The sequence below is a fragment of the Prosthecobacter sp. genome (assembly GCF_014879935.1).
Lineage (GTDB): Bacteria > Verrucomicrobiota > Verrucomicrobiia > Verrucomicrobiales > Verrucomicrobiaceae > Prosthecobacter.
In genome coordinates, this window is sequence record NZ_JACSRD010000268.1 from 1 (window position 1) to 13,532 (window position 13,532).

The window sequence follows — 13,532 nt, forward strand, 5'->3', positions numbered from 1 at the left end:
GTGAATCGTACGAACTTCATGCCTTTCTTGTCGTCGTAGCCGCGTTCGAGCTGGGGATCGGAGTCGGTGTTGCCAGGCTTGATGTGGATCTCGACGCCGGTGTCGAGCTTGAGGACGGCGGCGATGCGCTTCTTGGCCTTGGTGAGGTCTTTCTTGGAGATTTCGAAGGAGGTCTCGAGCGGCTGGCCTTGTTCTTCTTCGACGCGGGCACGGTGTTCTTCGAAGCGGGCGATGGTCTCGGGGGATTTGAGGACTTCCTGCTCGAATTCCTTCAGCTCGAACTTCTCGCGGTCCTCGAAGTAATCGAGCGCGCCTTTGGCGGCGGTGGCGGTCTCCCACGGCGGGGTGTCGTCATCGCCACCGGTGGTGACGTTCTGCTCCTCGAGGAAGGAGACGGCCATCTTGGCGTAGGCGTTGGTGAGGAAGGCGGCATCCGGCACGGCCTCGACACCGAGGAATTCGCGCACCCAGAAGCGGGTGTCGCCACCGCCGCGGTCGAAGGTGAGGACGTAGTAGCCTTTTTCGCCCCAGTAATCGAGGATGAGGCAGCCTTTGTCGATCTTGTCGGGATTGATGCCGTGCTCGGTGGAGAGGCGGAGGTCGCCGTTGCGGGCGGTGATGGTGAGGAAGGGCGTGACGCTGTCGGATTTGAGGATGCAGAGGCCGTTCACGAGCTGGCCTTCGATGTGGATCTCCTTGAGCAGGGCGATGCAGAGGTCGCCGGACTTGATGTTGGGGTGGTTGGACTTGGCGTAGAGGCGTTTGGCGATCTCGATGCCGCGGTCGAGCAAGGAATCGGCGTCGGTGAAGATGGCCTTGGCGCAGGTGCACAGCTCATGCTGGTCGAGCGAGGCGTGGTGGGTGAAGCGATGGCCGATGAGGTTTTTGAAGGGCTTCAAGAACATGGCCGTGAGCGCCTCCTGGTCTTTTTCGGCGATCTCGAAGGCTTCCTTCGAGGTTTGCAGGGGTTCCTCGCGTTGCGGATTGCCGATCTTGGCGAGGACGGCTTTGGTGGCGGTGGCGGTGTTGAGGCGGAGTTTGACGGACATGCGGGGCGCGGAGAGTTGGGCGGAAATGCCGGGACGCAAAGCATTTCATGGCCTGATGGAGGGACAGGGTTGCGATTTGGCGGCGAAGGCGCACCGCCTCGCGGGCTTCGTGGAATCCCCTAGCAGCCGAACAGGGGCGTGCTGATTGCAGGACGAACGGGAAATCATCAGACTGGCGTGAGTTTTCCGTGAGCTTTTTTCAACCACTCAAGACCATGATCACACTGAGCCCTCAAGCACCTGCTGCATCGGGCGAGTCATCCAGCCATGGCTCGTATCCCTCGGACAAGGAGATCGCCTTCCTTGCCTTCGAATACTGGAAACAGGAAGGCTGCGCGCACCTGCGGCCGGAACACTGGCTGCACGCCGAACGTGAGCTGGCGGAAGCCTACTCGCATCAAAACACCTTCGTGCCCGCCGCGCACGAGGACATCGAGGAGTTCTGGGAGCGTGAGACGGAGACGGTGTCCGGCTTCAACCAGGAGAACGTTTTTCAACTGCCAACGAAAGCATGCTCATGAACGCGACCACTGTTCCGTTTGCCTTCGAGTATCTGGAGTCCGCCGCACCGTCATCCGGCGGCGGTGGAGAGACCAGACACAGACTGTCCGGCGCCCGTCAGACCGTGATGCACGACATCCGGCTGTCCACGGCGGACGGTGTCAGCAAAAGCGTGCCGCAGCCCACGCGGTTCCGCATGATGTGCAGCTCGGTGGTGAGCTGGCACCACGGCGGGATCAACGAGTGAGCGGCGGTTTCACGCAGGAGATCGAAAACAGCCATGAACGGATGCATCCGTGACCGCGCCATGCAGGCCGGCCTGGACCCAGGCGGCGCGGCCGCGGTGGGGCTGGCGCTGGCAGGGGGGCATGCGGTGGAGGAGCGGCGCTTTGTGCAGGCTGCGCGTTTCAACTGGGCGCACTATGAGCAGGTGAAACGGAGCGTGCATGCGACCGTGTGTGTGACGTCGATGCTGGTGACGGCGGTGGTGATGACGGTGCTGTGGTGGCGGGCGGCCCAGGGGGAGATGATCACGCCCGGGCGGTGGCTGTGCGGCGCGGCGTGCGGATGGTTTGCCGCGCGCATGTTCCGGCTGGGATTGTTTGTGATGATGGCCGGTCCGCAGGGCATCGTTTTCCGCCAGGGCCGGCTGCATGTGAGCGGGATCGGCGTATTAAAGCCGCGCGACGTGACAGGCTGGTCAATCACACGCGGGGCGCCGCCGGGCCTGCGCTCCTGCCGCTGTGTGCGCGTGGAGATCCGCTGCCGCTGGCTGCCGGGCATCACGCGCCGGTGGGTGATGTTCATCGTGGATGGGCCGGAGGCGGCAAGGCTGCGCCGCGAGCTGGCCGCGCACCTGGGAGCGGCGGACGATGATTTCCTGGCGGCCGAAGCAGGCCCGGGATTCGTTTTGATGCAGGATGAGCCGCTGGCGGCATCCGCTCATGAGCCACTCCCCAGGACAACTCCGATCCGAGCGCTTCCGACACCGGTCTGGAGCGGGAGGGAGCGGAGTCTCGACGAGGTCGCCTGAGATGAGGAACCCGACACGGAAACAGCCGCCCGGATGCTCGTGGCAGCGGCCGCCCTGTCTGACCCGAACGAAGAATGTCGCGGCGGAGGCAACCTCATGATGAAACCTCCCGCCAGCAACCAGGGACGACAACCGGAGACGGGCATGCAGCGCCGCGTGCTGCTGGTGGAAGACCACCCGATCTTCCGCAAAGGCATCGCCATGCTGCTGCAGCATGAGCCGGACCTGATCATCTGCGGGGAGGCGGAGACGGCCAGCCATGCGCTGGAGCTGGTGGACCAGGTCGTTCCAGACATCGTGGTGGCGGACATCACGCTGAAGGACACCAACGGCATCGAGCTGGTGAAGGCGCTGAAGGCGATGCGGCCGGAGATTCCCGTGCTGGTGCTGTCGATGCATGAGGAGTCGCTGTATGCGGAGCGTGCGCTGCGTGCCGGGGCCCGTGGTTATCTGATGAAGCAGGCCCCGCCGGAGCAGGTGGTGGCGGCCATCCGCCAGGTGCTGCGGGGGGAGCTGTACCTGAGCGCCTCGGCGCACCTTCGCATGCTGAACACCTTCATCACCGGCCAGCGCGATCCGACGGGGGATCCCGTTTCCAAACTGAGTGACCGCGAGCTGGAAGTCTTTGAGCTGCTGGGCAAGGGCCACGGCACGAGCATGATCGCGCAGGAGCTGCGTCTGAGCGTGAAGACGATCGAGGCGCACCGTGCGCACATCAAAACGAAGCTGGGACTGACCACCGCCCCGGAACTGATGCGTGCGGCGGTCGAATGGATGACGCGGAAGTCCGGAACGCCCCATTGAGAGGTGGAATAGCCCGGTGCCACCCACGACGTGAGCAACGGTCATGACAGTCCACGCAAAACGAATCAACAGCAGGGCAGGCAGTCGAATGGGGGCAGTAGCAACCGAACTCCGCTGCGCTGAGTGTGGAACAGGGAGTAACTGGCCCCCAAATCTCTGCACCGATTCGGATGCTGATTGGGTAGAAAAATTTGGGGTAGAAAAATTGGATCGGAAAATCTTTCTACCCCTAATTTTTCTACCAAACTCAACAGCCATTTCATGCTGACAAACTGTGTAGTTAGTCGGGAGAATGGATTGAGGAATGAAGACTGCCTCACAGTCATTCTACTGCCACCATTCTACTGCCTAGTTCAGACCGGAGTCATCGAATGGCCGGGGTTCCCGCAAGATTCAGGGTGCATAAGGCCGGTCGAAGAGACCGGACTTCGGTTCACCGGCTTGCATGGATGACGGACACGGGCGAGTGCATGCCGACTCCATGATCGATTCCGCGTCCCACGAAGCCCCTGCCCCGCCCGCGCCCTGGCTGGTGCGCATTCCTGAGATTTTTGAGGGAATCGCCGGTGAGGTGCTGCGGCGTTTCGGTGCCGTTTCTCACACGCGGCTGGGACTGGACTACTACTTGATCAAAACCGCCACACCGGAGGCGATCCAACGCTCGGAGGCGGCCAAATTCGCCCGCTGGAACCTGCCGATGGACCACACCTGGCCGTGCAATCCGCAGAAGATGGACGGCTTCATCGAAAAGGCGGCGCAAACGCTTTTGAAGAAGTTCGGCGCACGAAATCCGCAGGGGATCTTCATCGGCACGCTGCATCCGACCTCACCGGACAAGTACTACCGCAGCCTGGCGTCGAACCTGCGCGGCCGGGTGCTGCAGTTGTTCCCGCAACTGGGCGCAGGTGCGGTGGAGGAGCAGGATGCTACGGCGGAGACCTTGTTCTGCCTGGTGGGAAAAGAGGGGCTCTTCTGCGGCATGCAGAGTCCACGGGCCTGCAACGGCCTGTATCCGGGCGGCAGCAAGTTCATCGACCAGGATTCACCGGACACGATCAGCCGCGCCGGGGCGAAGATCGCCGAGGCGCTGCATTACCTGCTGCTGTACCGGCCGCCGATGCCGGAGCACAGCCACTGGATCGAACTGGGGGCCTGTCCGGGTGGCATGACGTCCGAGCTGCTGTCGCGCAAGCAACGCGTGACGGCGATCGACCGCGCACCGCTGGACAAACGGCTCGATGGCCGGCCCGGATTGCGCTTTGTGCTGGAGGATGTGGCGGCGTTCGAGCCCAAAACGCGCACGATGTTTGATGCGCTGCTGTGCGACATGAACGGCCCGCCGGAGGAGTCGATCGAGCAGGTGATCCGCCTGTCACGCTTTCTCAAGAAGGGCGGCTTGATCGTCTTCACGCTCAAAGTGCCCCGCATCGAGACGGTGGAGGAGCCCTGCGCCTTGTTTCGCTTCATCACCGGCATGGCGGGCGCGGCCGGACTGAAGCTGCTGGCCCAAACGCACCTGACCTACAACCGGCACGAGTTCACGCTGTTCTTCGAGACGACCTGAGGCGGCGGGTCGGAGTGGAGTGATGGAGGTGTGGGATTGATGCCGGAATTGTCAGACTGGTGACAGCAGAATGGATGACAGCGGAATTTTTCAGGATGAGATCAGGCAGTCGTGGAGATCATCGCCAAGGCTGTGGTTTTGCAGGAGGATAGAGACACTGCGGTCTGGATTTCTTCCTTCTGCTGTCGGTCATTCTGCTGTCATCTCCTCAGGGGGGATCCGGACTCTCCAGACTGGTGACAGCAGAATGGATGACAGCAGAATTTTTCAGCCTGAAGTCATGAGGAGGAGACTGCGGTTTTTTTATCCCTTCCTTCTGCTGTCGGCTCCTCGTGGCCTCTCTTTTCCCCTGAAGCCAGATCTTGGTCCAAACCGTGTCTTCGCCGCAAGAACCGGGTGGCTTGCGGGCGGCGGGCGGGGCAGAGTGACGGATGACCGATTACGAACGCGTGGCCAGGGTGATCCGCTACCTCGATGCCCACCAGCTTGAGCAGCCGGGGCTCGATGAGCTGGCGGCGACGGCAGGATTGAGCGCCGGGCACTTCCATCGCCTGTTTTCACGCTGGGCCGGGGTGACGCCGAAGGATTTCCTGCAATGCCTGACGCTGGAAAATGCCCGCGAGCGGCTGCGGAGCGGGCAAAGCGTCTTCGACGCGGCACTGGATGCGGGTTTGTCCTCGGCCGGGCGGCTGCACGACCTCTGCGTGACGTTGGAGGCCGCCACGCCAGGTGAATTGAAGGCCGGAGGGGCCGGCTGGGAGATCGGAGCGGGGTTTGCCGAGACGCCGTTCGGGTTGTGCTGTGTCGGCGAAGGCCCGCGAGGGGTGTGTTTCCTGGAATTCGTCGAAAACCGCGATCCGGGCTCCCTTCTGGCCGCCTGGCCGAACGCTGCTGTCCGCTGGGATGACTCCGTGGCAGAGGCGATCACGGCGAAAATGTTTCAGCCAGGGTCCCGGGGCGAGTTGCGGGCGTGGGTGCGCGGAACCCCCTTCCAGGTGCGGGTCTGGCGGGCGCTGATGCGGATTCCGTGCGGAGTCCTGGTCAGTTACGGCCAGCTCGCGGAGGCTGTGGGGCATCCCGGGGCCGCGCGGGCGGTGGGATCGGCCGTCGGGGCGAATTCTCTGGCCTATTTGATCCCCTGCCACCGGGTGATCCGGGAAACCGGGGTGTCCGGGCACTACCGGTGGGGAGCGGCACGAAAGAGGGTGATGCTAGGCTGGGAAGGCGGAATTCCAGACCGCGAGTGACGGAAGCGACTGGGGTGGTGGGTGTGAGAGAAATTTTAGACATGTAAAAAATATGTCTCGAAAAGTCTTGTTTTAGGCCTTGTGGTTATTATAATTATAATAAGCCTGATCGATTGACGCGCCAGGCTGCCCTTGAATCGCCTTAATCCCCTCGTTCCGCCATGAAAATCCCCTCCTTGACCAAACCCGCCCTCGCGCTCGTCGCCGCGCTGGCCTGCCTCTGTGCGCCCGTGCGAGCGAGCACTGTTTTCTGGGACAGCGCCTTCAATGACCTGCTGTTCGACAGCAATGGCAATCCGCTGGACACGTCATTCTCATTCGAGATCGGCACTTTCGGCTCCTTCGTGCCGACGTATGGCAACGTGGACCAGTGGGCAGCCAACTGGAAGGTCATGGACCGTGCTTATGACCCTGACTTGAATGGCTGGAACGCCACGGAGCAATTTTTTGTCGGCACGGTGGATCATCAGATAGACGGGACGTCCAGTTCCCTCGACGCCAACCCCGGGGACATCTTCGCGCAGGACGAAATCGTTTATCTCTGGGTTTACAATTCGAAGAGCATTGTGCCCTCAAGCGAATGGGCGCTGGTGACTGACGGCACCTCCGTGGGAGACTCGCTCGACGGTGCGGACTGGTTGATTCCAGACCCGGCCGACACCGGCGGCTCCTACAACTGGCATCTGTCTGACGCGAACACCGCCGTGATCGGTGGTGCAAACGATGACCGCGGCCCGGGGGCTTACAACGCCACGCCGCTGGACTTCAGCCTTCAGACCGCCGTGGTGCCCGAACCGGGCTCCGCTTTCCTGCTGTTCGCAGCGGCCGCAGCGCACCTGATCCGCCGCGCCCGCCACCTGACCCGCGCGACCATGCTCTGAAAGCACCCCATGAGGGACGGCCCATCACGAACCGACGCTCCGGCGTGCCGCCTGCCAGCGGCGCGTCTTGTTGTTTTTGCGTGGGCTGCGCTCGTGATGCTCCTCACCTCGGCCGGGGCCCAGGCGCAAACCGCGGACTTTGGTGACAAAAACACGTTTCCCAGTGCCTCCAGCACCGCCAACGTCAATCTGCGGATCGGTGCCACGGTGGACACCGAATCCGCCGCCACCACCAACACGAGCGCCACGGGTGACGACACCACCGGCAGTGACGACGAAGATGGCGTGACCCTTCCAACCAGCATCGTCCAGGGCACCACGGGCAGCATGACGGTCAACGTGACGAACACGTCCGGTGCCACCGCGTATCTCAACGCCTGGATCGACTGGAACAACAATGGCACGTTGACGGATTCCGGCGAACAAGTCGCCACCAACACGACGATCGCCACCGGCACGTCGAACTCGAATCGAACCATCTCATTCACCGCCCCCTCAGTGGCGGCCGCCGGTCAGGTGGGAGTGCGCGTGCGCCTCACCAGCAACAGCAGCCCCGGGCCTGACGGTGCAGATGGCAACGGTGAGGTGGAAGACCATCAACTGACCGTGATTCCGCCCTTCGCGCTGGTGGTGGTCAACTATAACAACAACACCATCGCCCGGTTCAACGGAGCGGATGGCGCGGCGCTCGCCACGTGGTCACCCTCAGGGCTCAGCGCTCCAAACTACGGCTACCGTCTGAGTGACAACACTTTCCTGGTGGCCAACGGCTCCTCCAACACGATCACGAAGTACAACCCGTTCACCGGGGCCTATCTCGGGACGCTGGTGGCATCCGGCAGCGGCCTGAATTTCCCCTACCAGATGGCTGTCAGCACGGATGGCAGCATCTACATCGCGAATCAAAACGCAGCGAATGTGTTGCGCTTCAACCAGACAACAGGCGCGGTGCTGGGAACGGTGCTCACCACCACCAATCCCGCAGGTCTGGTGTTTGACACCGCAGGACAGATTTATGTGACGCAAAACACGTCTGCTGGCAGCCTCCGGCTGTACAACTCTGCGGGCACGTTCCAGTCAACGATCGCCACCTGGCCGGCGAACGAATATCCGCGTGGCCTGGCCTGGGGACCGGACGGCCGGCTGTATGTGAACGTGCGGGACAACACCAACAGCACCGGGCGCGTGGACGTGATCACCTTCCCGGCACGCACGCGCACGACATTCGTGTCGATGGACGCCGGCTCGAATCCATACACCGGCATCAAGTGGGGACCGGACGGCAACCTTTACGTCGTGGACTACGGTGAGAACCAACTGCAAGTGTACTCACCTTCCGGTGCCACGGTCCGCACGATCACAGCGAACCTCAACGGCCCGCATGCGGTAGCTTTCACCGACATCAGCGCCGCCACACAGGACTTCGGCGACTACTCACGCTTTGCCAGTGCCAGCAGCAACTGGAACAGCACGCTGCGGCTGGGGAATGAGAGCGACACCGAGACGGCGGCACGCACTTCCGACACAGCGAACGGCGACGACATCGATGACATCGACGACGAGGACGGCGTGACCCTGCCGGACACGCTGGTGGCGGGTTCCACCGGCAGCGTGACGATCAAACGCCTCAACACCAGCGGTGCCACCGCCTATCTCAACGGCTGGATCGACTTCAACAACGATGGCGTTCTCACGGGCACGGGAGAGCAGGTCATCGTCAACCAGACGGTGGCCAACGGCACCAATGGTGTCTCCCAAAGCTACACGTTTAGCGTTCCTGCCACGGCGGTGAATGGCGCGGTCGGCGCACGCTTCCGACTGAGTTCCACCAGCAATCCCGGCCCCACCGGCAGTTCTGGCAACGGCGAGGTCGAAGACTACCTGGTCACCATCGTGGCAGCGACGACGGACTTTGGTGACTACAGCGCCTTCCCCAGCGCCAGCAGCAACACCAACTCGAACCTGCGAATCGGTGCCACGGTCGATTCTGAAGTCTCTGCCTCCTTGGATTCAACCGCCACCGGAGACGACACCAGCGGCAGCGACGACGAGGATGGCGTGACCTTGCCTGCAAGCATCGTCACTGGAACCACCGGAAGCATGACGGTGAATGTTTCCAACACCAGTGGCGCCACCGCCTATCTGAACGCGTGGATCGACTTCAACGGCAACGGTATGCTCACTGATTCAGGCGAGCAGGTGGCCACAAACACCACCGTCGCCACCGGCACATCCAGTTCAAACCGCACGGTCAGCTTCACGGTCCCTGCGGCGGCCACCCTCGGCACAGCAGGCGTGCGAGTGCGTCTGACGTCCACCAGCAGCCCGGGACCGGACGGGGCGGACGGAAGCGGCGAGGTCGAGGACTACACGACGACCGTCGTGGGGAATGTGGCCGCAGGGAACCTCGTGTGGGTGGATGCGAACGACAACGGCCGCTTTGACACCGGTGAAGGCGTGGATGGTGTGACCGTGCAGCTCCTGAACACGTCGAATGTCGTCGTCGGCACTGACATCACGGATGCCGCCGGGTTGTATCACATCACCACCGTCGCGGGCACTTACTACCTGAAGATTCCGGCGAGTGAATTCGCGTCCGGCGAGCCACTTTTTGGCCGCGTTTCCCTGCTGGGCAACGGCGCGGACAACGGTCGCGATGACGACTGGGATGAAAACGGCATCGACGACGCCGCTCCAGCCACCAACGGCATCCGCACGCCGAATTTCACGCTCACCGCCGGCAGTGAGCCGACCACCAACGAGACCGGGCAGGACAGCGGCTGGGACAACGGCGTGGCCCCCATTCCAGCGGATGCGAACGCCGACCTCACGCAGGACTTCGGCTTCGCCATCTGCACGCAGACGAATTTGCTGGCCAACGGCAGCTTTGAGACGGCCAATCCCAGCAACCTGACCTTCACCAACACCTTCCCCAGCGGCGGTTCGGCCATCGCGAAGACCCGCACCACCCAGGCAAACACGGACATCGCCAACTGGACCTTCGATTCCGGCTCGTATGTGAATGACAGCACGCGTGCCACTGATGGCAGCCGCTTCGTGTATCTGGACCGTGTGGGCCAGTGCGTCGGCCAGCAGTTCACTGTGGGCAGCGTCGTCTCCGGCTTCACGCAACTGACCGCCGGGAACACCTACACCCTCATGTTTGACTGGGTGCCGTTCGATGCCTCCGCCCCGAACACGCCCCCTGCGGGCAACAACTGCCAGATCTACGCCGACTTCTACTACACGAACTCCACCTGGAGCACGAGCACGCTGATCGGCTCATTCTCGGACTTCCAGGAGCCCAAGACGGGGGACTTCCTGACCAATCCCCGTCCGTACTCCACCTGGAACTCGCTCGACTGGCGTCGCTGCCGCTACAAGCTCGTGCTTCCTCCACCGCCTGCAGGGCAGAACTACCTCACGGTTTTCATCACGGCTGGCGGCAGCTCCGGGAAGCTGCTCATCGACAACGTGCGCCTGACACAGTCCTGCGTGCAAACCACCGGCATGGTGGGGAATCTGGTGTTTAATGACACGAACAACAACGGCCTCAAGGACGCTGCCGAAACGGGCATCGACAATGTGTTGATGCATCTCTACCGCCGTCCGGCCAGCGGCTCCCCAATCTGGGTGGGAGACGCCTACACCACCAGCGGGGGCCGCTATTTCTTCGCCGGCATGGCCCCGGGCAACTACTTCGTGCAGGTGGACCCGTATAACTTCGCTGCCACGACTCCCTCATGGTGGTCAGGCGGAGCCATCGCCGGGCCGTTGTACAACAAGGTGTCCTCCGCCGGAAACGGCAATCCCAACGTGGCCGCAGGCTCCGCCGCGGACGACGACGCCTCTGAAAAAGGCGTGGATGATGCCACGCCGGCCACCAATGGCATTGTGAGCCCCGATTTTGCCCTCGGCGCAGGCACGGAACCGCTGTCGAGCGGCAAGGAGACGGGTGCCTTCAACACTCTGGATGACGCCGCCGACTCGTACGGTGACATGACCATCGACTTCGGCTTCCGGCCGCCGGCGACGCTCGATTTCAGCGACCACTCCAGCTTCCCTTCCGCCAGCAGCACGGCCAATACCAAGCTGCGCATCGGTGCTGCGGTGGACGCCGAGGCCGCCGCCACCACGAACAGCACGGCCACGGGTGACGACACCACCGGAACGGATGACGAGGACGGTGTGACACTCCCTGCCAGCATCGTGACAGGCACGACGGGAAGCATGACGGTGAATGTCACCAACACCAGTGGCGCCACCGCGTATCTCAACGCGTGGATCGACTTCAACCGCAACGGCACCCTCACCGACATCGGTGAGCAGGTGGCCACGAACACAGCCATCGCCACGGGCACCTCGAATTCGAACAAAACCGTGAGTTTCACCGTTCCCGGCACCGCCACAGCAGGCGCGGCCGGGGTGCGCGTGCGTCTGACCTCTGTCAGCAGTCCCGGCGCGGACGGCACTGATGGCACTGGAGAGGTGGAGGATCATGTCCTGACGATCCAGGAGAACCTGACGGTCGGAAACCTCGTGTGGAACGACGTGAACCAGAACGGGGTCAAAGATGCGGCAGAATCCGGCATCGATGGTGTCACCGTGAAGCTCTACCAGGGCAGCACGTTGAAAGGAACGACGACCACGGCCGGTGGAGGCCTGTACAGCTTCACCGCTCCGCCAGGTTCCGGCTACTATGTGGAGATCACGACACCGCCTGCGGGCTATCCGTATTCCAGCGGCCCCGTGGACACGGCCGACAATGGTGGGGACAATGACAACAACGGAGATCAATCGGGCAGGCCGGGGACAGCGATCTACAGCCAGGACTTCACGCTGGCGAACAACCAGGAGCCTGGCTCCTCCGGCAGCACGAACATTGAGAACACCATCGACATCGGCCTGCGTGCCGTGCCAAATCCGGCCACGCTGCTGGAGTTCACCTCCGAATCCGGCTCCACACCGATGAATCCGGCGGTGAAGAACACCGCCATCACCAGCACCTCGCAATTGCTGCCCGCCACCGGCTCGAACGGGCTGACGATCAATCAGGAAACCGCCAGCACCTATCTGCCGCCCATGCGAACGGGGACGAAGTTCCTGAACATGACGGGAACCTCCACCACCTACAACACAGCGCTGGAGGCCGCCCGCACGAGCCTCACACCGGTGACGAAGACGCTTTACACCACGATCACCTTCGCTCCCGGCACCACGGGCACCATCGGCAACGTGCTGGCTGACATCTGCCCGAGCACGAACAACGCCTTCGCGCGTTTCTTCCTCACCTGGCATGACGGCACAGCCTACCGCACCGCCTGGACGAACACGGTGACCACTTACCACGCCTCGTGGACCAGTTTTGACATGCCTTTTGTCAATGGAACCGCGGTTCCCTCTGGCGCGGCGCTCGCCGGCAAGACCTTCCTGCTTGAATTCGTCCACTGGGGCAGCCCGGGCACCTGGGTGGACAACCTCATGCTCGCCGGTTCCTGCACCGTGGCCACCACCGACTTCGGGGACCACAGCTCCTTCCCGTCTGCCAGCAGCACAGTGAACGCCAACCTCCGCATCGGTGCCCTGACCGACGTGGAAGCCACGGCCACCACCGACGCCACGGCCACCGGTGACGACACCACCGGTGCAGATGACGAAGATGGTGTGACACTCCCTGCCAGCCTGGTCACCGGCACCACGGGCAGCATGACGGTCAATGTCACCAACACCAGTGGCGCCACAGCGTATCTCAACGCGTGGATCGACTTCAACCGCAACGGTGTCATCACCGACTCTGGCGAGCAGGTCGCCGCAAATGTCGCCATCGCCACCGCCACGTCGAACTCCAACCGCAGCCTCTCATTCAACGTTCCTGCCGCGGCCAGCCCTGGAACTGCGGGTGTCCGTGTGCGGCTGACATCCGTCAGCAGCCCCGGGCTGGATGGGGCGGATGGCAATGGCGAGGTGGAGGATCACACCGTCACCATCGCCTGCCCGACCGTCACGGTGAATCCGGCCACCCTGACCACGCCGACGGTGGGCACCGCCTATTCGCAGACCCTGACGCAGACGGGAGGAAACGGCACCATCACGTGGTCAGTGAGCAATGGCACGCTGCCCGTGGGACTCGCGCTCGGCAGCACCACCGGCATCATCACAGGCACGGCGACCAGCGCCACGGCGACCAGTTTCACCATCCGCGCCTCGGATGTGGCCGGTTGCGTGGGCACCCGGACTTTCAACGTGACTCCGGTCTGCCCGGCGATGTCGGTTTCCCCCACCTCGGCCGCGAACGGCACCCTCGGCATCGCCTACACGCAGACCATGACCGCCAGCGGCGGGAAAACGCCTTACAGCGGCTGGACGGTGACCAGCGGCACACTGCCGGCCGGACTCGCCCTCAACGCCAGCACTGGCGTCATCAGCGGCACTCCCACCGCCAGCAATGGCGCG

The 13,532-nt window shown here is 63.0% G+C and carries 9 protein-coding genes; 8 read left to right on the plus strand and 1 reads right to left on the minus strand.

Annotation, left to right across the window (positions count from 1 at the left end):
- A partial coding sequence (locus tag IAE77_RS29500) for a nucleoid-associated protein (RefSeq protein ID WP_294235031.1) occupies positions 1–1,049 on the minus strand: 1,049 nt, incomplete at its 3' end.
- Between the two features lie 215 nt (positions 1,050–1,264).
- Here IAE77_RS29500 and IAE77_RS29505 point away from each other — a divergent pair.
- The 8 genes from IAE77_RS29505 to IAE77_RS29540 all read left to right on the plus strand — a co-directional run.
- Entirely contained in the window at positions 1,265–1,570 is a 306-nt protein-coding gene (locus IAE77_RS29505; protein WP_294235033.1) for a DUF2934 domain-containing protein, read from the plus strand.
- Complete coding sequence (locus tag IAE77_RS29510) at positions 1,567–1,797, plus strand: hypothetical protein (protein ID WP_294235035.1); 231 nt, start codon at positions 1,567–1,569, stop codon at positions 1,795–1,797. The genes IAE77_RS29505 and IAE77_RS29510 overlap by 4 nt, the downstream gene beginning before the upstream one ends.
- A 33-nt stretch (positions 1,798–1,830) precedes the next feature.
- The gene (locus tag IAE77_RS29515; RefSeq protein ID WP_294235037.1) at positions 1,831–2,583 is read left to right on the plus strand and encodes a hypothetical protein; all 753 of its coding nucleotides are present in this window, start codon (positions 1,831–1,833) and stop codon (positions 2,581–2,583) included.
- 96 nt (positions 2,584–2,679) lie between these two features.
- Complete coding sequence (locus IAE77_RS29520; protein WP_294235039.1) at positions 2,680–3,387, plus strand: response regulator transcription factor; 708 nt, start codon at positions 2,680–2,682, stop codon at positions 3,385–3,387.
- Positions 3,388–3,868: 481 nt separating this feature from the next.
- Positions 3,869–4,951: an SAM-dependent methyltransferase gene (locus tag IAE77_RS29525; RefSeq protein WP_294235041.1), complete on the plus strand. Its 1,083-nt coding sequence runs from the start codon at positions 3,869–3,871 to the stop codon at positions 4,949–4,951.
- A gap of 431 nt (positions 4,952–5,382) precedes the next feature.
- Positions 5,383–6,198 carry a methylated-DNA--[protein]-cysteine S-methyltransferase gene (locus tag IAE77_RS29530; RefSeq protein WP_294235043.1) on the plus strand — a complete coding sequence of 272 codons (816 nt, stop codon included), beginning with the start codon at positions 5,383–5,385 and terminating at the stop codon, positions 6,196–6,198.
- A gap of 161 nt (positions 6,199–6,359) precedes the next feature.
- Complete coding sequence (locus IAE77_RS29535) at positions 6,360–7,079, plus strand: hypothetical protein (protein ID WP_294235045.1); 720 nt, start codon at positions 6,360–6,362, stop codon at positions 7,077–7,079.
- Between the two features lie 96 nt (positions 7,080–7,175).
- A partial coding sequence (locus tag IAE77_RS29540) for a GEVED domain-containing protein (RefSeq protein WP_294235047.1) occupies positions 7,176–13,532 on the plus strand: 6,357 nt, incomplete at its 3' end.

What these genes read in the sequence shown, in the direction of transcription:
- IAE77_RS29520 (WP_294235039.1), top strand. Translation starts at nt 2,680, where the DNA reads ATGATGAAACCTCCCGCCAGCAACCAGGGACGACAACCGGAGACGGGC.
- IAE77_RS29525 (WP_294235041.1), top strand. Translation starts at nt 3,869, where the DNA reads ATGATCGATTCCGCGTCCCACGAAGCCCCTGCCCCGCCCGCGCCCTGG.
- IAE77_RS29530 (WP_294235043.1), top strand. Translation starts at nt 5,383, where the DNA reads ATGACCGATTACGAACGCGTGGCCAGGGTGATCCGCTACCTCGATGCC.
- IAE77_RS29510 (WP_294235035.1), top strand. Translation starts at nt 1,567, where the DNA reads ATGAACGCGACCACTGTTCCGTTTGCCTTCGAGTATCTGGAGTCCGCC.
- IAE77_RS29535 (WP_294235045.1), top strand. Translation starts at nt 6,360, where the DNA reads ATGAAAATCCCCTCCTTGACCAAACCCGCCCTCGCGCTCGTCGCCGCG.
- IAE77_RS29515 (WP_294235037.1), top strand. Translation starts at nt 1,831, where the DNA reads ATGAACGGATGCATCCGTGACCGCGCCATGCAGGCCGGCCTGGACCCA.
- IAE77_RS29505 (WP_294235033.1), top strand. Translation starts at nt 1,265, where the DNA reads ATGATCACACTGAGCCCTCAAGCACCTGCTGCATCGGGCGAGTCATCC.